Origin of the sequence: Leptolinea tardivitalis, from assembly GCF_001050275.1 — a bacterium.
Taxonomy (GTDB): domain Bacteria; phylum Chloroflexota; class Anaerolineae; order Anaerolineales; family Anaerolineaceae; genus Leptolinea; species Leptolinea tardivitalis.
This window is the reverse complement of record NZ_BBYA01000003.1, coordinates 129,167-150,207: the sequence shown is the minus strand read 5'-3', so window position 1 is coordinate 150,207 and position 21,041 is coordinate 129,167. Positions and strand designations below refer to the sequence as shown.

Annotated in this window: 17 protein-coding genes; 7 read left to right on the top strand and 10 right to left on the bottom strand. The window is 47.6% G+C overall.

What is annotated here, in order from left to right; translation table 11 throughout:
* Positions 1-263 precede the first annotated feature (263 nt).
* Positions 264-1,076, top strand: coding sequence for a hypothetical protein (locus tag LTAR_RS03335; RefSeq protein ID WP_062420748.1), 813 nt, complete (start codon positions 264-266; stop codon positions 1,074-1,076).
* Positions 1,077-1,734: 658 nt separating this feature from the next.
* Positions 1,735-3,021 (top strand): Glu/Leu/Phe/Val family dehydrogenase, encoded by a 1,287-nt coding sequence (locus LTAR_RS03330; protein WP_062420747.1) that lies wholly within the window; start codon positions 1,735-1,737, stop codon positions 3,019-3,021.
* 88 nt (positions 3,022-3,109) lie between these two features.
* On the opposite strand, the gene LTAR_RS03325 is transcribed toward LTAR_RS03330, so the two are convergent.
* Together LTAR_RS03325 and LTAR_RS03320 are read right to left on the bottom strand one after the other, a co-directional pair.
* Entirely contained in the window at positions 3,110-3,946 is an 837-nt protein-coding gene (locus tag LTAR_RS03325; RefSeq protein ID WP_062420746.1) for an SDR family oxidoreductase, read from the bottom strand.
* A 56-nt stretch (positions 3,947-4,002) separates the two neighbouring features.
* The gene (locus LTAR_RS03320) at positions 4,003-4,848 is read right to left on the bottom strand and encodes an SH3 domain-containing protein (RefSeq protein WP_062420745.1); all 846 of its coding nucleotides are present in this window, start codon (positions 4,846-4,848) and stop codon (positions 4,003-4,005) included.
* A gap of 103 nt (positions 4,849-4,951) precedes the next feature.
* Here LTAR_RS03320 and LTAR_RS03315 point away from each other — a divergent pair, with 103 nt between their 5' ends.
* A complete protein-coding gene (locus LTAR_RS03315) occupies positions 4,952-5,491 on the top strand; it encodes a hypothetical protein (protein ID WP_062420744.1) in 540 nt (179 codons plus the stop codon).
* A gap of 1 nt (position 5,492) precedes the next feature.
* Here the strand turns inward: LTAR_RS03315 and LTAR_RS03310 are convergent, their stop codons facing one another.
* From LTAR_RS03310 to LTAR_RS03300, 3 genes are read right to left on the bottom strand one after another with little or no spacing between them, the layout of a single operon-like run.
* Positions 5,493-6,743 (bottom strand): MFS transporter, encoded by a 1,251-nt coding sequence (locus LTAR_RS03310; RefSeq protein ID WP_062420743.1) that lies wholly within the window; start codon positions 6,741-6,743, stop codon positions 5,493-5,495.
* A 10-nt stretch (positions 6,744-6,753) separates the two neighbouring features.
* Positions 6,754-7,587, bottom strand: coding sequence for an NAD+ synthase (locus LTAR_RS03305; RefSeq protein ID WP_062420742.1), 834 nt, complete (start codon positions 7,585-7,587; stop codon positions 6,754-6,756).
* A gap of 5 nt (positions 7,588-7,592) precedes the next feature.
* Complete coding sequence (locus tag LTAR_RS03300; RefSeq protein WP_062420741.1) at positions 7,593-8,462, bottom strand: nitrilase-related carbon-nitrogen hydrolase; 870 nt, start codon at positions 8,460-8,462, stop codon at positions 7,593-7,595.
* Positions 8,463-8,632: 170 nt separating this feature from the next.
* On the opposite strand from LTAR_RS03300, the gene hgcA reads away from it, so the two are divergent.
* The 4 genes from hgcA (at position 8,633) to LTAR_RS03280 (ending at position 11,827) form a co-directional block, all read left to right on the top strand.
* Positions 8,633-9,634, top strand: coding sequence for a mercury methylation corrinoid protein HgcA (hgcA, locus tag LTAR_RS03295; protein WP_062420740.1), 1,002 nt, complete (start codon positions 8,633-8,635; stop codon positions 9,632-9,634).
* Positions 9,634-9,942, top strand: a complete 309-nt coding sequence (hgcB, locus tag LTAR_RS03290; RefSeq protein WP_062420739.1) for a mercury methylation ferredoxin HgcB — start codon at positions 9,634-9,636, stop codon at positions 9,940-9,942. Before hgcA ends, hgcB begins: the two co-directional genes overlap by 1 nt.
* A 90-nt stretch (positions 9,943-10,032) precedes the next feature.
* A complete protein-coding gene (locus LTAR_RS03285; RefSeq protein WP_062420738.1) occupies positions 10,033-11,121 on the top strand; it encodes a CHAP domain-containing protein in 1,089 nt (362 codons plus the stop codon).
* A 1-nt stretch (position 11,122) separates the two neighbouring features.
* Positions 11,123-11,827, top strand: a complete 705-nt coding sequence (locus tag LTAR_RS03280) for a DinB family protein (protein WP_062420737.1) — start codon at positions 11,123-11,125, stop codon at positions 11,825-11,827.
* Between the two features lie 211 nt (positions 11,828-12,038).
* Here LTAR_RS03280 and LTAR_RS03275 read toward each other — a convergent pair whose 3' ends face one another.
* The 5 genes from LTAR_RS03275 to LTAR_RS03255 form a co-directional block, all read right to left on the bottom strand.
* A complete protein-coding gene (locus LTAR_RS03275; protein ID WP_062420736.1) occupies positions 12,039-13,415 on the bottom strand; it encodes a sensor histidine kinase in 1,377 nt (458 codons plus the stop codon).
* The gene (locus LTAR_RS03270) at positions 13,415-14,095 is read right to left on the bottom strand and encodes a response regulator transcription factor (RefSeq protein WP_062420735.1); all 681 of its coding nucleotides are present in this window, start codon (positions 14,093-14,095) and stop codon (positions 13,415-13,417) included. Before LTAR_RS03270 ends, LTAR_RS03275 begins: the two co-directional genes overlap by 1 nt.
* Before the next feature lie 52 nt (positions 14,096-14,147).
* Positions 14,148-16,163 carry a glycosyltransferase family protein gene (locus LTAR_RS03265; RefSeq protein WP_062420734.1) on the bottom strand — a complete coding sequence of 672 codons (2,016 nt, stop codon included), beginning with the start codon at positions 16,161-16,163 and terminating at the stop codon, positions 14,148-14,150.
* Between the two features lie 182 nt (positions 16,164-16,345).
* The gene (locus LTAR_RS03260) at positions 16,346-17,983 is read right to left on the bottom strand and encodes a sensor domain-containing diguanylate cyclase (RefSeq protein WP_062420733.1); all 1,638 of its coding nucleotides are present in this window, start codon (positions 17,981-17,983) and stop codon (positions 16,346-16,348) included.
* Positions 17,984-17,986: 3 nt separating this feature from the next.
* A complete protein-coding gene (locus LTAR_RS03255; RefSeq protein WP_062420732.1) occupies positions 17,987-20,911 on the bottom strand; it encodes a PAS domain S-box protein in 2,925 nt (974 codons plus the stop codon).
* Between the last annotated feature and the right edge of the window lie 130 nt (positions 20,912-21,041).

Below are 21,041 nucleotides of genomic sequence, written 5' to 3'. Positions count from 1 at the left end.
CTTTTTCTGTTTTGTTCCCTTTTTGATAGCGGGGTCGGATGGTTTCTACTAATTCTCGCTTGCTTTGTTGACTCATCATAGCTCCCTCGGCAGCTCTCTATTCTCTGCCCAAGGTAACATCTATTGTGAGGCAACGTTTCTCCTAAAGTTACTTTTAATTTGAGGCAATGCGCATCAGGTGGTGTACCCCTGATTAAGACGTCAGGGGTGTATAATCCCGAGAGTCTAATTCGGACAATTCCCCTCCCTGGAGTTTCTATAGAATGGCAGAGAATACATCAGACAAGAAATCATCAATCATTATTTATTTACTCATTGGTGCGGTTGTCATCATTGGTTTGATCCTGGCATTTGTGCTTCCCAGAGCCAATGCGGCCGTACCCACCACCGCACCCACCGCAGTGGAACCAACTTCTGAACCACCCACAGCAACGGCGACGTACACCTCAGAACCCACTCAGACAGCCCTGCCCCCCACCGCCACAGCCACCGCCACATCTCTGCCCAGCCCCACGCCCATCCCTGCGTTGGCCTTAAAAGATAACGGATTTTCTGTCTGGTGCTATCCGGATGACCAAATTACCGCGCCTCCTTCTGGCGAAGGTATTTCCATCGCTCCGGCTGGAGTTAACAAATCCACTGTTGTTGATGGTGTCCCCGAAGTACCCATCCCGAACTACTCCTGTAATTATGTGTTCGAATTCAACCAGAAAGCTCCTGAAGGCCTGAAGCTTGAGATCTATGACTGGCTTCAAAAACAGCCTGCCTTCAATTTGCCGCTGACCGTGGCAACAGACAATCCCAATGCCGCCGTCTTGTATACAAAGAACGCATATCTTTCAAAACGGGTTTTCTGGGAATACACCTACAAATTCATTCTCAAAGATAAAGACGGTAATGAGCTATGGAACAATCCCGTACGCCTCAACGTTCCCTGGCGTCCGGCAATTTGCCTGGCGGGTGTTTATCCAAAAGCAACATCTCTGCGCTGCCCGCTTCGTCAAGATTCCCATCCATGGGATCCCTGGTATGGTAAGACCCCCGTCCCAAATGACGATGATCACCCAATTCCCTGATTTTCTATAATGCAGCAAAAAGCCATGTCACGAATATCGTTGACATGGCTTTTTTGTTCGGATATCTACTTACCTGGTTGTTCCCTTGAAAAATTTTTCGGGTGTTTCCCCTATTTCATAGCCGTATCGATGTTTGATTTATCAACCATCACAATGCCAGATACCAGAAATGGGAGATCTCCTGATCCGTTATTGATTGTTTCAGGAGAGGTAATGGTTTCACCTTTCAGAATCGACAGGGCAGCTTCAATGCTGTTTTGGTGAGGACGCGTGTATCTTTGAAAACAGTCATTGTCTGGCGCCCGCTGCGAATATAACAGACTTTTCTGATTACAGGCGGTTAATTGTATCGGGACTAATTACATAACAATTCCTGGTATAAAAAAATCCGATCGAGATAAACAACCAGCTTTCTATCTTTTTACCTGTATTGATTAACCAGGGATTTTACAATGCACTTTGTTTTGCCTTTTCGCATTTTAAAAGGGTGATTAATTTCACCTTGTAAAACAGTTTCGGTTTTGTTATTCTGATTTTGTCAATACTCAATGCAGGAGGGACGATTGAAGATCGGTTTCTCCATATTCCATTCAAATCGCGGGTTCCTTACCGAGGAACCCGTGTAATTTTTTTAACCCACGTTTTAAGGAGATTGCTTATGACCGTGAACCCGAATGCTTTTGAAATGGCTCAACAGCAGTTTGACCATGTGGCCGAAATGCTCAATCTAGATCCACAGGTACGCGAAATGTTGCGGTGGCCCATGAGAGAGTACCATTTCCGCATTCCCGTCCACATGGATGACGGCACTATCCGTGTTTTCGAAGGCTTCCGTGTTCAACATAATGATGCCCGCGGTCCAAATAAAGGAGGAATTCGTTTTCACCCGGCTGAAACAATAGATACCGTCCGTGCTCTTGCCATGTGGATGACATGGAAATGTGCCGTGGCGGATATCCCATTAGGCGGCGGCAAGGGCGGTGTGGTGATTGACCCGGCTACACTCTCTGTCACTGAAAAAGAGAAACTCTGCCGCGGATTTATCCAACGCATCTGGAAAGATATCGGCCCGCGCAATGACGTTCCAGCACCAGATGTGGGTACCAATCCGCAGATGATGGGCTGGATGATGGATGAGTATTCCAAACTCTCCGGTCAATTCACTCCCGGTGTGATCACCGGTAAGCCGCTGGGCGGCGGCGGGTCTCTTGGACGTACCGAAGCTACCGGATTCGGTGTGGTCTATACTATCCGAGAGGCATTGAAACACCTGAAAATGGATCCCGCCAGATGTACAGCAGCCATACAGGGATTTGGGAACGTCTCGCAATATGCCGCCATCGGATTCATCGAACAGTTGAAGGGCAAGGTGGTCTGTGTAAGCTACTGGGACCGCGATGACCGTATTGGCTATACTGTCAGTAAAACCGATGGGGTTGATCCCAATTTCCTCAAAACAATCACAGACCAGTATGGCTCCATTGATAAAGCCAAAGCCAAAGCAGCCGGTTATGTGATCGAAGATGCCAATGCATGGATTACGAAAGAAGTTGATATCCTGATCCCGGCAGCCCTTGAAGGCCAGATTAATGCCGAAACAGTAAGACAGATCAACCCCAGAGTAAAGTTGATCGCCGAAGGCGCCAACGGCCCCACCACACCTGAGGCAGATGAAGAAATCAAGAAACGCGGCATTTTCATCATTCCCGATTTTCTCTGCAATGCCGGCGGGGTGACAGTCTCGTATTTTGAAGGCGTTCAGAATGATATGAACTTTTATTGGACGAAAGATGAAGTGCTGGAAAAACTGGACACCAAGATGACCCAGGCTTTTCATGCCGTTCTTGAAATGTCTGAGAAGGAAAATGTGTATATGAGAGATGCCGCCTACATGGTCGCAATCGACAAGGTGGTCAAAGCCATGCAGCTGAGAGGCTGGTTATAAATGGCGAAAAATCCCCGTCGGACAACCGGCGGGGATTTTTTTATTAAATTCATCTTCTCTACGAGATGGAATAAACCCGGGATGAGACTCAAAGTCCCAGCATCTTATTGGTCACATCCATAAAACGCTGGCGTTCGGCCGCATCCAGAGCCATCGGTGAGGCGGCAGCTTCTTTGCGATCATCGAAATATTTACCGGTCACACCTTCTACCTCGGGTGAACTGGCGAGAAACACAGATGTTCTCGCACCATTCTCGACTGATGTGCCTTCAATAGAATAACCAGCCCGCAGCAGTTTGGTATCCACCACGCCGGGATGCAGGCAGTTGACGGTCACACCGGTGCCAGCCAATTTTTCGGCCAGGTAAAATGTTGCCATAACATTCCCCAACTTGGCCAGACTGTAGGCGCGGGAGGGTTTGAATTCTTTTTCACCCTGCAAATTTTCATAATCCAGACGGGCATAAGCGTGCGTCATAGACGCCACACTGACCACCCTTGCCGGTCTGCTGGCTTCCAACCGTTCCACAAGGAGTGATGTCAACAGATACGGCGCCAGGTGATTGATCTGCCAGGACATTTCAAATCCATCCTCTGTCAGTCGCCGTTCTGTCATGAAGACTCCGGCATTATTTATCAGCACATCCAACCGGTTAACCCTGGACAGAATATCTTCCGCCAGTTGACGCACCTGGGCCAGAGAGGCATAATCCCCGGTCACAAAGCTGACAACAGCCCCCGTCTTTGAGGCAATCTCATCTGCTGCCGCTTTAGCCCGGTCAGTATTTCGTCCATGCACCAGCACATGGGCACCCATCCGTGCCAGTTCAAGCGCGGTTTGTTTTCCAATTCCATCCGTTGATCCTGTTACCAGTATTGTTTTTCCCTGCATGATCTCTGTCCTTATAAAAAATTCGGCATACATTTCTGCATGCCGAAATTATACATGCTGCCGAAGCTCGATTTGTTGTTTATTCCGTGCTACGGACATCCATATGATACGCCATTGCCATCCGTTTTGATGGTGACAGTATTTCCTTCTTTCAACACAATTTCTTGAACCTTGCTCTGTCCGGTGGACATATCCAATATCTGATATTCGCCGGGACCTACTTTTTGGGTTGTTTTTGCCGGTAAATTCCACTGGCCCGGTCGGGTGGTCATATCGTGCATAGTGCAATTTTGAATATAAGCCGGCTTAGGTTCATCATAGGGGTATAACGGCAGTGATTGGATGCTGCCACTCATTTCCGTATATCCGGTGCCCATGGATATCCACCCGATGGCACCTTTTGCCAGCGGGATTTCGATAGCCAGCCAGTCATTCTTTTCGTTCCGTCCAACGGCTTTCGTGGTGACACCTTTAGAAAAACCGGCGACAATATTGTAGGTGGTGCCCGGTCCGCGGCGCACAAAAAGATTACCGGTAGCTGCCGTCACAGTGATATCACCAGATGAAAGATTTGCCAGGGTGGGCTGAACCGCCTGGGTAGATTGCCGGATTACCGCCAGAGTGGCTGTGGGCGGCGGGACTGTTCGAGTGGCTGTCTTTTTAACAGATTTCACGGTGGCCGTGGGTTCTTCCAGTGTTTCCACCGGGGCTTCAGTGGCGGCAATTTCGGTGGCAACTTCAACGACTTCCTCTGTTGGTTGTTCAGTAGCCTGTAATTTGGTCGGGAAAATATACTTTTCTTCTGTCGGTTCTTTCCCTGGTTTACCAGTCGGTTCACCGACCAGCCTGGAGGCCAAATTGCAGGATAATGATGACATGATCAACACAGTCATTCCAAAGAGGATAAGATTTTTTCTTGAAATAATTGCCATCATAAATTTTCCCTTCCGTGAAGCATATTTCAGATTATATTAATAGTAGAGGGGTTCCATCGAAAAATCAATCGCCGCTAAATTCTTCGATCCATTGAGAAAGAAAATGATTCGAAAAACACTCCCCATGTTCTTTCTATCTCTTGTTCTTTTCATGAACGGATGCAACGCGGCACATCCGTTAACTTCCGCAACTCTGCCAAATGCCCCATTTTCAACTTCTTCTTCAGAGAAAATAATAAGGTCAGGCACAGGCAGTTTTAAGATTTACCTGATTGCCCTGGAAGACGGCGGTACATCCGGTCCGCCGGTTGGCTGTGGTGACAGTCTGATCGCAGTCGAGATTCCGGCGGCTGACCGCTCGTCAGCTCTACAATTTCTGCTGGCAAATCGGGATACATATTATGGTCAATCTGGCCTGTATGATGCCCTGGCAAAATCCATTTTATCCATCAGCCGGTTTGAGGAACATGAAACCAGTATGACCGTCGAGTTAACCGGAAAGCTGATATTGAGTGGGGTGTGTGATAATCCGCGCGTAAAAGAACAATTGCTCGCCACGATACGTCAATCGGCAAAATCAGATATTCCAGTGACCATCCGGATCAACGGTATTCTATTGGATGACCTGCTCTCTGAGAAATGAATCAGGCCTTTTGCGAAGCTTCCTCGCCTGAATAGCCGGGCAACGCTGGCCAATGCCGGCCAATCCAGATCACAGCCAGAATGCAGCCGAGTCCTCCAGTCAGTATTGCCATGGGTGTCCCAAGAGCCTGCGCAACCATGCCGGCTTCTATTTCGCCAAGCTGCGGTCCGCCCATAAAGAAAATCTGGTTGATGCTGACCATCCGCCCGCGCATGGAATCAGGGGTGATTAACTGCCGGATTGTATTACGCAGGATTGTGCTTACAGCGTCTGAACCACCTATCACCACCAGTGAAAGCAGGGTGATCCACAGGCTGGTTGACAGACCGAATGCGATGGTAGCCAGACCGAACACAACCACAGACCAGAGCAGCAGCTTTCCCTGCTTTTTGACTCTGGCTTTTTGCGAAAAGATCAGGCCTATTCCCACGGCACCCACCGGTTGAGCGGCAGACAGCCAGCCGTATTCCACCGCGCCAACCTTCAAAATATCACGGGCTACAAACGGAAGCAGCGTATTGGCGGAGGAAAAAAAGGTAGCAAAGAAATCAAGGATCATGCTGGAAAGAATGATCGGTTGTGAACGGATAAAAGCTATGCCTTCTTTAATCGCTTCCAGGTTGATCCCCTGCTGCCGCACAAGAGGATTGATGTCTTGTTTGACATCGCCGATCAGAATCAGGCTGAGGATGACAGCTCCAAAAGAAATGGCATCGAGAAAATACGTCCAGCTCTGCCCCATCGAGGCTATCACCAGTCCGCTTAAACCAGGGCCGACCACTGACCCGATGTTGAAAGACATGGAATTCAGGCTGAACGCACTGGGTAGATCTTCGCGGGGAACCAGGTTTGGCGTCAAACTCTGGCGGGCGGGCATATCAAATGCCAGAGCTGCTGCCTGGATGGCTGTAAGTATGTACATATGCCAGATTTGAATGATGCCAAAGTACGTCAAAAGACCAAACGTCAAAGAGACCAGGGTCATCACGATCTGGCTGATAAACATCACATGCCGGCGGTTGTACATATCAGCCACCAGGCCGCCGATTAGCGAGAGAATCAGAATAGGCAGAAACCGCGCCACTCCGATTCCGCTGACCACAATGGGCTGGTCAGATAACGTACGCAGGTGCCAGAAAAGCGCCCACAACATCATTTGCGAGCCAGCCGTGGAAATCATCATACTCAACCAGAATAAAACAAACCGGCGGTGTTTGAGCGCCGGAGGAACCGTAAATTTATGCCATGTCATAAGGAATAGTTCAGGTACCCCAATCTCTCAAATATAAAAAGTCATAACCAATAGTACGTTGGCCTAATTTTGCGATAGGCGGCAGAATGCGCTTAAATTGGTTCCGGCGGATACGGTCTACTACTTTATTTACAAACCCTTCTTCATATCCGGCATCCACACACTCTTGCGGTGTATAGCGTTCATCTACCAGTAGATATAACAACGGGTCCACATCGGCATAGGTGAAACCCAGTTCTTTTTCATCGGTTTGCCCGAGCCACAGGTCCGCCGTAGGCGGTTTGGCCACAATGGCTTCCGGCACGCCCATGGCACGCGAAAGCTGGCGGATCTGTGTCTTATACAGGTCGCCAATCGGATTCAACGCGCTGGCCGAATCTCCCCACAATGTTGAATAACCCAGCAAAATTTCTGTCTTGTTACTGGTGCCAATCACCAATCCGCCAAATACGGCTGACTGGTCGTACAGCACAATCATACGCTGCCGTGCCATGATATTCCCCGCCCGAAAAGAACTGATCCCTTCATTGGCGTCCAGATAGGGCTGCACCATGGGTGTGATGGGAATGGTCAACGATGCCACGCCGAGTTTGTCAATCACTTGCTGGGCGTGATCAAGCGAATCCTGTGACGATGATTTGTACGGCATGCGCACAGCCAGCACATTGGCTGGACCCAGCGCCTCAGCCGCCAGAAAACAGGAAAGGGCAGAATCAATGCCACCTGAAAGGCCGATCACCGCTTTCGTAAAACCTGTACGGGTCACTTCACTGTGAATAAAACCGGTCAAGATCTGGCGGGCCAGGTCGGTATTGATGGTCAAATCGGGATGTTTTGGATTCATTTGAATCATCTCCCGTTGAAGGCATCTTTTGAATTCAAGATGCGCTGCATCTCACGCATGATCAAACCGGTGCGTTCATCTCGCAGTAAAGGCAGCCGGGCCCGGGTGCGGTGAAGCTGGTTGAGGTCCATTTCCACCATAGTGACAGCTTCCTCATGGTACGGGCCGTGTCCAATTTCCATTCCATTGGGATCATAAGCAGAAGAGCCGCCCCAGAAGTTAAGGCCGTCTTCATACCCTACCCGGTTGGTGTGCGCCACAAACGAAGTGAACAGGGCAGAATACGCCTGCAAAACCCGATCCACCCAGTGGGATGAACCCAACGCCGGGGCAGAGGTCAAGCCGCGGCCTGGTGATGAAGAGGTAAACAGGAATAAATCGGCGCCATCCAGCCAGAGCAGATATGGCGGCGATGAATGCCAGAAATCTTCACAGATCAGAACTCCCGCCCGTCCAAAACGGGTGTCAAAGGCACTGATCCGGTCACCCCAGGCAAAGAACCGGCCTTCATCAAACAGGCCATAGGTGGGCAGATACACTTTACGGTGAACGTGCACCGTTTCACCACGGGAAAGGTAGGCAGCCGATATGAAGAAACGGCTCCGTATATCTTCTTCCACAAATCCCACAAGCAAATCAATATCTTTGCTGGCTTCCAACAACGGTTTGAAAACCGGGTCTGTTGCGGTGGGACGGTGTGCCACGGTAGGTACAAGATCTTGCAACACATAACCAGTAAGGGAAAGTTCGGGAAAGATGAGCAGATCTGCCCCGTTGGAACGCGCCTTTTTAGTCAAGTCCAGATGGGCTTCCAGATTTTGTGAAACACCGCCCAGAACTGCGGTCGTTTGTGCCATGGCCAGGTTAAGTTTCATATGATCCTATTGTATTCCATGTTTTTTCCAGCGACTATTGGCTTTCTTAATTTTTTAAGTTCAACACTCTGGATGATACCCGGTAATTACTCATAGAAAAAGTGCGGTTTCTGCCTGATTATGAGTACAATCTGTAGGAAGACAATTGGTTGCCATCAGGATTTTTGTTTATGCCTGTATTCCGAACACACCCTTCTGCGTTTCTTCATACAACCAGTTCCTTAACCCCCGCCAACCATTGGGATCATATTCTGGCACGGTTCGGGTATAGACGGGAATGGCACAGGGTTGACCCAGGTTTGTACCACCTGGGGAATCCAACACCTGATTCGGTTGTTCTGGTGACCAGTAATTATTCATTGAGCTTCGATGCCCTGCGCTCCTCAATTCCCGGAGTGGATGCATATATTCTGGTGCTGGATACTTTTGGCATTAATGTCTGGTGTGCAGCTGGAAAAGGCACATTCGGTACGAAGGAATTAATCCACCGGATTCAGGATGTACATCTTGATACTCTGGTAAGACACAGGGTTGTGATCCTTCCCCAACTGGGTGCGCCTGGAGTGGCAGCTCATGAAGTTAAGAAAGCCACAGGTTTCCGTGTGGAATACGGCCCCATCCGGGCAGCCGATCTGCCTGAATACTTGAAAACCCACGAAGCAACACCTGCCATGCGCACGGTGCGTTTCCCACTGGCTGATCGTGCCATCTTGATACCGGTTGAGGTGGTGGGAACTTTCATACCCATGTTGGGAGCTGCTGTAGCAGGTTTTTTGTTGGGTGGTTTGTGGCTGGCCCTGGCTGCCGTGATTTCCATGCTGGCAGGAACTGTCCTCTTCCCTCTGGTATTGCCCTGGCTGCCATTTCGTGAATTCAGCGCAAAAGGTTTTATTCTCGGTATCCTGGTGATACTGCCATTTGCCGCCATCAAACTGACTTCTATATCCGTTATCTCGCTGCAAGTTGCGCTCAGTCTGGCCGGTCTATTTCTCGTCTTCCCGGCTATAACCGCTTTTATTTCATTGAATTTCACCGGTTCTACGCCATTCACATCGAAAACAGGTGTCCGTCTTGAAATGAACCGTTTTATTCCCCTGATGGCATGGTTATTTGGGATTGGATGTGTATTGACCATTATTGCCCGTATCATGTCTTTGACAGGAGCAGCCTGATGGAAGCGACTATATACGTCGGAGTTAACACGCTGGTCTATGACCCGGATGTCTGCATCAATTGCGGTATGTGCAGTGTGGTTTGTCCACACGGTGTTTTTGCCAGAGGTGAAAATACTGCCATCCTGGTGCATAAAGATGCCTGTATGGAATGCGGTGCCTGTGCTTTGAATTGCCCTGCGCATGCCATCTGGGTAGACAGTGGTGTTGGGTGCGCCACAGCCATGATCTATGCCGCTTTACGCGGTGAAAAAGAAGCCACATGCGGTGGCAGCTCATGTGGTGGAGGATCTGCCTGCTGCCGGTAATCGAAAAACGAATCCATCCTGCTAATACAGGGTGGAAACGTTCTGCTTTCAGCCAACACCGGTTTTGACTATCGGTATAATCAATAACAGATGATAAAGCGGATTGGTCAATCTCTTCTACTGGTTATTTGCCTTTCACTGATTATCTCCCCCAGGCCCGTGGCTGCCCGTCCAACAGGTGACCAACTTTTGCTCCGCGGAACAGACTGGCTGGCAGGAAAAGGGGTGGATGTTTTTTATCCAGATACCGGTCCCACAAAAGGGGAGGGGTATGTGGAAGTGACTCCGTTTTGCGGGTATGCCTATTGTTTCCAGTGCATTGAACTGACCGTACGCCTTTATGCAGAAAGGCTGGGATACCTGTCTACCAATGGACGCTGGCCTGATAGCGTCAGCATACCCTATGACATGATCGACGTCATCAACACGGCGCATGACAAACAGGCGTCCATAAAACAGGGCGCCTTACCGGTGGATGATCCGGAAGCTGTCAAATACCTGCCATTTGCTGATCTGACATTTATTCCCAACGGAGGAGTCAAACCGCCGCGGGTGGGTGACCTGATTATTTATACATACCGGAAAAAGGGTGACCATATTATGGTGGTCAACCGGGTGGCGGGAAACAAGGTTGAGATTGTCCAGCAAAATATCTGGACACAGACCAAACCCGCTACACCAATTCCTGTACGGCTGTTGAATATCGCTGAATCCTCCGGGCATTATTTCATTGAAAATGCCGAGGGATGGATTCATTCACCACGGATGAAAGCTCTCATCAATCCGACACAGGAACAAATGTTTTATGATCCGGGGGTGGGCAGCGGCACCTGGCGATGGGATGAAGATGCCCTGACCATCTATGCAGACCGGTCAGTGGCGAATGCGTTTTCTGCCAGCGGCGGGCAGGAGGCTGCCACGAAACTCTCACAACAATTATTTACTGCAGGAGCACTGGTCACCACCAGCGATTCCTATGTACGCTGCGCTTTAATGAATGCAGCCAACACCATGTCAGGTGACATCCGGTTCACGTCCAGTTTTGGGTTGAAAGGATTGGATATTCGTATCCAGTTTGTTGGTGATACCCTCCGGTTGCGGCCGCATGGTGGAAAATTTGACAATCAATGGATTACTATACCCAATGCCCAATGCGGGTGGGAAGGAAACCCCATTTAACATGAGAATTGAAATTGGTCTTGAAAATGGATACGAGGGAAAATCTATTGCCTGGGCTCTGGATTACCCCGGTTGTTTTGCCTATGGCTCAGAAGGGGCGGCGGCTATACTGGCATTTCCACGGGCATTTATCGGTTATAAGGAACGAGTTAACGCCCTGGCAGAAAAGAGTTGGATTGATTTTGATGATATCGATATCCATCTGGCAGAGACTTTCGAATGTTACCCGGTGGATGAAAAAATTCTTCCTTCCGCCGCCGGACGAAATGTCACGGCTTTCTGGCAGGTGGATTGGAAACCTCTATCAAAAACAGAAATCGATCAGGGATTGCAGGTGATGTCTTGGTCTCGGCGCGACCTTGTAGAGCTGACGCAAAATCTTCCTTCAGATTTGATGGATCGCGAGTTCCCCGGAGAGAAATGGAGTATTCGCGGCATACTGGACCATCTGGCCAGTTCAGAGCTCTGGCTGCTGGACCGACTTAATCCCGGAGTAAGTGAATCAAAAACCCTGCCTGAAGAAACATTCCGGCGGCTGGAAGCCACCCGGAATATCTTTGAACGATCCATACGCAATCTGGCTGGGAGCAGTCAGGTAAATGGAAAAGACGGTTCGTTCTGGAGCCCACGGAAAATCCTCCGCCGGGCAGCCTGGCATGAAGTGGATCATATCAATCATATCCTGCGGTTAATCAACGAAAACTAGCCTTGCTTATCTAGAAGATCAGCAAAGCTGATAGCTGCAAACAGGGTTGTAAAAAGCGTCACAACAACGTAAATAACACCCATTTTGTCCTCCTTACCCGATAAACAGGAAAACCTTTGTAATGGCTATAACCCGGTATATCCTGATTGGATACACAGTATCCAATTAAGAATACGTAAATTCATCCGGTGAGTTTTACATCACACGGCTGTCAGGCTAATTTGGCCCCTCCCGGCAAAGGCAGCCAGATGGTAAAGGTTGTTCCCTTCCCTTCCGTTGAAGCGACGTCTATGGTTCCCCCGTGGTTGCGCACAATCCAGAAAGCGATAGATAAACCAAGACCAAATCCACCGTGGGCGCTTCGTTTGCGGCTTTTTTCGCTGCGGTAAAAGCGTTCAAAGATATGCGGTAAATCAATTGCCGGTATTCCCGGGCCGGTATCACTGATGACAATCTGGGCACGGTCAGCCACTTTGCGCATGGACATGGTCACCCGTCCACCTGCCGGTGTATACTGCACGGCATTTCCGGCAATATTCAACAAAACCTGTTTCAACCGGTCGCGATCACCAATCACCTGAATCTGGTCAATTTCATTGATCACCACACTCATGCGTTCACCGGCCAGACTGCGTGCGAGTTGAAAAACTTCCAGTAAAACCGTATCAAGCTCAACCGGAGATTGATCCAATGGCATCCGTCCTGATTCCGCCTGCGCCAGAAAAAGCAGGTCGCCCACCAGACGGGTCAGACGGTCAACCTCTGTTTCGATTCCGGAAAGGGATTCTTCGTCCAGAGTCTTCATCTTGCGCATCAAGCCCACATTCCCCTTGATTACCGTGAGGGGAGTGCGCAATTCATGGCTTACATCCGCGAGAAAACGACGTTGTGATGTGAATAGTTTTTCCAACCTACTGAGAACCTGATTGAAGGCTTCAATCAGCTCGCCGACTTCATCGTCGCGAACACCCGAAATCTGAATCCTCCGTGAAAGGTCATCGGCTTTAGTGATCTGGGTGGCCACTTTAGTTACCGTAGCCAATGGGGCAAGCGCCTGACCGTTCACAAACCAGGTCATCACACCGGTCAGTAGCATAGAGAGCACTGTTAACAAAACCAATACCCCTGCCAGGGTTTGCAGGGTGGCATCAAAAAGGTTCAAATTGCGTGCAATTTGCAGAAGACCGGCCGGACCACGGGCATTTTCCAGAGGGATGGAAAGAACCCTCATATGCTTACCCACATCGCCGGTAGTGTTAAACATGGGAACATCCGTATGTAAAGCAGACCGGTCAAACGGATCTGTATTTCCCACCGGACGGGCCAGCTGCAATTCACGATTATTCCCCCAAACTTGATACACCACATTTTCATCCGGTGTGAATGAACTAACCGACCGTGCATCAAACCGGCCAGATGCATTGACGCGCAGTTGTTTAATCAGATCGTTGGCGTTTTTTGCCAGCGTCGTATCCATCTGATCCAGAAGGGTAACTGAAACCAGACTGTATGCCAGTGAACCAAAGAGCAAAAGCACGCCCCCCAGCACCAGCGTGTACAGCAGGGAGAGGCGTAAACGCAGGGACATCAGGGAGTTTCACGCAGCACATAACCCACACCGCGAACGGTATGGATCAGGCGCACCTCGCCATCCTCTTCCAGTTTCTGACGTAAGTACCGGATATAGACATCCAGCACATTTGATTCGCCGCCGAAATCATAACCCCAGACGCGGTCGAAAATCATCTCACGGGTAAGAACCTGCCGGGGATGCCGGAGGAAAAGCTCCAGCAGATCGTATTCTTTGGCCGTTAACGAAATCTGACGATTCTTACGGCTGGCCTGTCGGGTTGACGTATCTAATGTAAGGTCCATGAAAGATAAGACCTGAACCCGTTCTGTCTGAGTACGGCGTAATAAAGCCCGCACGTGAGCCAGTAATTCATCGAGCTCGAACGGCTTCACCATATAATCATCAGCCCCTGAATCCAACCCGTGGATCCGGTCAGAAATGGTATCTTTGGCTGTTAACATTAATATCAACTGGTTGCCGCTGCCCGCCCGCAGCCGCTGGCATACTTCCAGACCATCCATGCCGGGAAGCATCAGGTCTAGAACCACCAGGTCGGGGTGATTGTCACGGGCCATAACAAGACCGGTTTCGCCGTCAAGCGCTGCATCCACCTGGTATCCCTCATAGGCGAGCCCACGGCGGAGCACCTTGACGATTGCTTCGTCGTCCTCAATGATCAAGATGCGTTCTTTCATAGACCCTCCTTTTGAATACTATAACATACCCTACTTTTGAATACCATATTTTTCATGGAATTCCATATAGTTGATAACTGTCTCCAAACGATTGCATCACCGGAATTTGACTCAACAGATTTTTCAGAGCCTGTAATTCTTCGACCGGATGATGAGCATCGTTTCCATCAGACAGGAATTGAATACCTGCCTGGTTAACGAAAAGGTAATTGTACCCGTTCTGTTTCCAGTGATTAAACACATCTTCTACCGTTTCGTTCCCCAACCGGCTGATTTTCCAATGGTCGAGAATCTCATCCGGATCGCAGGCTGGAATACAGGCCAGGCCGCGCGGTTCGTACAAAAAAAGGGTTTTCGATCCCGCGGGTAGATCCCTCACAGCTCGCACAGCCGGGGCATACCAGCCAAGATTGGCATCATTGTAGGCCTCTTCAGATATTAACCCGGCATCCACCCTTAAAGCATCCTGCTTGATGGTTTGAAACACCAGGTTCAACGTGGACAAACCTAATGCCAGCAGAATAACAGCCCCGAACACCCGTGAAAACCGGATATTCATCCAATTAATATCTTCAACAGCATCCCATCCCAATCCAGCGAGTACGGTAAATGCCGGGAAAAGGGAAAAGTACATACGGGTTTGAATCAGGTAACCGCTTAACCGGTTGCCAACCGCCCAGAAAAGCCAGGCAGAAAAAAAGAATACCAATCCTAATTGCAGAGCGGCTGATTCAGTATTATTTAGTTTCCTGCAGCGAAGAAGATTGCCCAGACTCAATAATAACAGCAGCGGCCCAATGGATACGCTGTAACCTTCTGCTGATTCCTGCCCCCAGAGGGTTGCCCTGAATGGCAACAGAAAACCTTCCCACCATTCACCATACGGTACAGCCCCCTGATAGACACTCAGCCGGACAGCATCCATTTGAGCCGCCGGGAAAAAGAAGGGGTAAATTGGACTTCCGGTGAGGACAATATTCCGTGCCAGCCAGACCAGGGGGAAGGCAAGTAAACCACCGATAAATAACAGCAGTGGTTTTACAACAGAACAGCTTCCTGCCCGAGCCTGTTGGAAGAGGTGGAATCCCACTGCTGTCAGACTGCACAACGCCAGAATTCCGCCTGTATATTTAGTGGTGAAAGCCAGGCCGGCAAATAAACCAGCCCATATGGCCATATGGCTATTATTTTTAGAAAACCAGAAATGCAGGCAGCTCAGGCAGCAAACACCAAAAAACAGACCCGTCCAATCAATATACGCCCAGGATAAGGAAGCGGCAAACGTCTCACCGGCGAGCAGACTGGCAGCTGCCGTCCAGCCGATGCGGCTGCCTTTTTCAAATCCAACCTGAAAGAAACCGATGATTCCCAGAATAGCCAGTACACCAGCCAGCCACCCGGTTACTGCTGCCGCCGGAAGACCGCCCCACAGGGCAGCCAGGGTATAGAGCATTTCGGTGCATTGCGGCATGCCGGTCATCACCAGCCAGGGGATATGCGTGATGCGTCCCTGCTGAATATATGTCTGCGGCATCACCAGGTGGTACATCAGAGCATCATATTTGAGCGGAGGGGCCAGGGCAGCAACAAGAGACGAAAGCAATATCATCCCCATCAGAAATGCCAACACTTTTTCAAATCTTCCAGTCTCACGCCAGATGCCGGATATAGACATGGCAAGCTGCGCGATCCAGGCAATCAACTGTTTATAGAGCAAAGCTGCCGCGATCAAGGGGACAGCCATTAAGGTAAACCTGTTTACCCCAAAAGTTGAACCGACGATCAGGATATACACAGAAAGTATCCCCAATCCAAACCCGGCCTGTATCACAACCGTACTGCATAAACAGTCTTCCAGTTTTAAGCCGATAAAACGGCCAATGGCTCCTGCCAGAGAAACAATAAATATGGCTGTCAGAACTCGCCAGAAGCCCAACCCCAGTGCCGAAGCCAGTTCCGGGTTGACTGGTTTATGGATGATGTAATACCCACCCAGTAGAAGCAATACACAAACCAGAACCAGAATAACGCGCAGGTTGTTTTGAGAAGGACTCGTTTTCAGTGACATACCATGATTATAGATCAGCACTCATCCGTATGATTTGAGGTGATATACGCTTTCTTCCAACTATGTCCTATCATTTCCCGATAACGTAAATCTGAGCATCAGTACAGGATCTACATAAACAAATAACCGGTTTTTTCGATAATCTTGTTGTGGGGTTCTCATCAACCTCACTCAAACGGGTTCTACCGGTTTCGTTTTTGGGATTCATTTGCTTCCCTTTTTTGTCTTTTCTCCCTGTACATGCGGTTATCTGCCCTTCTAATGGCATCCTCTAATTCATCTGGTGTCTGGGCAGTTGCTGAACCTACGGAAAAAAGGATTTGAGAATCTGGGAATTCAACATTGTGTTCGATAAAGGTTCTCTTCAACCGTTCAACCACAGTTTTGGCAACTTTTTCTGAAGTTCCCGGTAGAAAAACAGCAAATTCATCCCCGCCAATCCGGGCAAAAACATCATCAGCCCTAAAGATCTGTTTTCCAATCGCGCTGAATTTCCTTAATAGGTCATCACCTGCTCTGTGACCATATGTGTCATTAACCACCTTCATTTCATCCATATCAATCATAATCACGCTGACAGGATACCGGCGGCTGACTCGCAAACGATTCTTTTCTTCTTCGAAATAATTACGGTTGTAGATATTGGTCACCTCATCATGTGTGCTGGTAAATCTCAACCGTTCTTCTTCTACTTTTCTCTCGGTAATATCAATAAAAACCGCTATTGAACCTCTAATCCGGTCATCTGCACCCTTCCACGGGGAAAGGGTCACCTGCAGGGTATGGCGATTACGGTGGTTATCCAGGATTTCCATCTCAAACCTGTTCGTGATTCCACGTGTGACTAACCGAGATTGCCGGGTCAATAAAGCTTCATTTTCAGCATCAAGGAATTCGGAGACTTTCTTTCCGACAAGTTCTCCGTGTTCCATTCCCAATACTGACTCTACAACCGGATTTACAAACAGAATATTTTGATGGTTATCCATAGCCAGGGTACCTTCACCCATAGCTTCAATGAGGGTTCGAAAACGAAGTTCAGACGCTTTAAGAACCTCTTCTGTGATCTTTAATTCAGTCACATCATGAACCAGCACCCCCGGAAACACATCCCCATCCCAGAAAACAGGGAAAATGCGATACCTGATTGTGTGTTCCGAACCACTTTTGTCGCGAATTTCTTTATCAACTTCTTCAAATGTGCCCTGTTCAATCAACTCTTCGATAGTTTTGGGAATCCGGTCAGGAGAAATATTTTTTAATGGATCAGTACTATTTACAGAGGTAATGGTTGAAGGGAACAAAACAGCCGCGATATCTCTTAAACTTTTCCCGATCACTTCTTTGGCCGTGAATCCGGTAACCCTCTCCATAGCCCGATTCCATTCAATAAGATACATATTACGATCAAAGATAGCTATCCCATCGTTGGAATGTTCAAATAATAAATTAAAAAGCGAATCACTCGAGCGATATGACTTTTTCTGATAGATTGATTCAATTTTCAAAAGGCAGAGTAATTTTATGTTTCCAAAATCCAATGGGAATATACGAAATTCGAGTTTTATCGGTTTATGCTTTGTTTTTATTTCCCATACCAGGGTCGATTCGTCCGGGCGGCAATGGGGTATAACGGTTCCAATAATATCTCCTGCCAGCGGTTTAACCAATTCCGCCGCATTATTATTGACATGAATCACCTTCCCCTGCAGATTAATAAGCAGAGCAGGCAACGGAAGAGCATCCAAGAACTGGATGAATTTAATTGTATGTTCCCCCAGAATTTCTTTCTCATAATCTGAAGGTTTTTCTTTCAACATTTTTCAACTTACCTTTTGTTTTTCCAATAACAATAAGAAGGCTTCAACAATGGCAGGGTCAAACTGACTGCCGCTTTGTTCTCGCAAGTATGCGACCACTTTTTCAGTTGGCCAGGCAGATCGATATGGCCGGTCTGATGTCAGGGCATCATAAACATCAATCACTGAAAATATCCGAGCCGCCAGAGGTATCTCCTGGCCTTTAAGGCCGCGTGGGTATCCGCTTCCATCCCATCGTTCATGGTGACAATAGGGAATATCGAGGGATTTTTTCAGAAATTCTATCGGTGCTAATACATCATAGGCAGTTTGAGGATGCTTGCGCATCTCAACCCATTCTTCATCCGTCAAAGGTCCTGGCTTATTCAAAATACTGTCTCGAACAGAAACCTTTCCGATATCATGAAGCAGCGCTCCACGCCGTATATTGACCAATTCTTCAGGGGGGAATCCCAATTCACGGGCTAAATCTATCGTCCATCGAGTAGTTCGAATACTGTGGTCTTCCGTTTCCTGATCACGATAATTAAGAGCTCTAGACCATCCCTCAATAGTGGCTTCATACGCCTGCAACAGGTTTGCATTTGATTGTTTCAAGTCACGGAAGAGCTCCTGATTATCCATGGCTATGGACGTCTGGGCAGCCAGGTTATAGAAGAAATCCAACCAATGCTGCTCAGGAACTCTGGCATCTTTTAGAAAAACGCGGAACAATCCTTTTACATCTGCCTTTGCAACAAGAGGCAGTCCATAACAGGCAACCAATCTGTCATCATTCGGGAACGAAAGGTGATGTTCGGACTTTTTTTCTTTCAAATTTTCTGGTATATGAACAGAAAATTCTTCCACCAGTTCCCAATCTGAAAGATCTGCAGCAGCCGGGAAAGGAATTTGTTCCGGTATTTCCTGTTCAAATCCGGTGGCCAATACGGTTTGCAGCATATGGTAGTCTGGATCGTAAAGTTGGACAAGGACGGCATCTACCTTCAGATGTTTGACGGCGATATTTGAGATGATATTCATAGTAGCCGTAAGATCGAGATTTGAGCTAATCGCCAGATCAATAGTTCTCAAGGCAGAAAGTTCTTCGAGCTGTTGAGTAATCCGCTCTTTGTTTCGATATTGCTCTGAAACATCCTCAATCAAACACAATGTGCTTTGAACCGTGTTCATGGGAATATTTATAGGAGAGATCACATATCTTTCCCAGAACCATTCCCCATTCTTTTTCTTATTTTTCACTTCGCCCTGAATAGTCTGCTTATTGCGGAGCTTCTGACGAATTGCTTCCACTTTTTCAGCATCATATTCAGGAGGAACCATATCTACCAATAAACGATTTTTTAGTTCCGATGGTTCATATCCGAATATATTCTGAATACCGCGATTGGCATATTCAATCCTCCCATTCCCATCTGATATTAAAATACCGATCGGGTTTTGTTCAACCGCCTGGCTGAGTTTCATCAGCTGATCTCTGGTTTGTTTATTGGCTGTGATATCTTCAATAAAACCTTCCATCGATTCCATTTCACCAGCAGCATTCCATACGCCCCACATATGTAAATTACCGATAAAATAAGACCCGTCTTTCTTTTTGAATCGGGTTTCCATTTTAACAGGCTGCCGTCTTTGAAGAAGTTCCTGAATAGTCTCACTATCTGAAAAATTTTCAAATAAATTTTCTGCAGAACTTGTATAACTCTCGACCATTTCTTCGCTGGATGTGAATCCAAACATGTTGGCAAGCGCCGGATTCACGTCTTCAATAAATCCATTTTTTGTTATTTGGAAAATTCCCAGAATGGAATCTTCAAACAATCTGAAGAATTTTTCTTGACTGGCCAATTTGGCAGCCGTCTCTTTCTGTAAAATGACTCGGTTCTCCTCCAGTGATTCGGCCATTTTGTCAAATATGGACCCTAATCGTCCAATCTCATCATTTTGACCTTTCAATTCCGTGCGGGCATTCATTTTCCCCTGTGTTATCGCCTCGGCAGTTTGACTGATTTTAGCCAGCGGCTTGATTACATTGTTTTCGATTCCCCCATAGGCTAAAAGGAGTATGATAAGGGTTAATAATGAAATGATGGCGATATTTCCAGTTACAAATTGCTGACTGTCTGCCAGGAATTTTCCTTCTGGAAATCCAACGCCAACCAACGCCAGATCACCCAGGCCTAATGGAGCAAAACGAAATACCCGGCTAATATTGTCTTTCCCAATGAGGGTTATCTCTTCTTTTCCAGAAAACTGTTTCTGAAGAAAACTTGATGCCTTGTTTGAAAGTATTTCAGTAGATGACTCTGTTTCCGATAATGCGGTTAGAACGGTTCCGGTGGTGGAGAATATATAAACTTCAGTTGTTCTGGGCAAATGCAAGGTAGTAAATAGATCTTTAAGATAGTTGGGGCTGAAAGTGCCAATCAAAACACCTTTAGGAAATTCAGGTCCATAGCTCCAGGCTGGTAAAGCTATAGATATCTGGGAATCAAATTCATCCTGGTTATCTGTTATCTGAGATATAGCCATTGATCCAGATGCACTGGATTCAATGAAAGCCGGAATGGCAGAAATATCAATTTGTGGGTCAAATTTCTCGCTGGAACAAATTCTTCTTCCTTCCAAATCTACCAACACAAGATAATTAAAAAGACCAGATTCTTTTACTTTTCGATCCAAATAGGTTTGACATTGATCAGATTTTAAACTCTGAATTCCATCACGAAGTACGATATACATCGTTTCTGTTAAATTCTTCAACGATACTTTCAATTCACTGGCAACCATCTGGGTTGAATTGCTTTGAAAATCGAATGCTTGAGATTGATATGCAGTAACCAATCTAGAATGGAAAATCACCATTAACCCGATGGTAGGGAGAATAAACACAAGTATCAACGTGATCAATTTAGTCCGTAATGACATTTCAGCGAAAATCCCCGGCCATCCGTAAATCTTTCACATGACCCGATTAAAAGGAATAACTGGTGCACCATTCCGAATAAAAGAATAAATTTTTTATGGAATACACCTTGTTTCATTATTCTTGAACAGG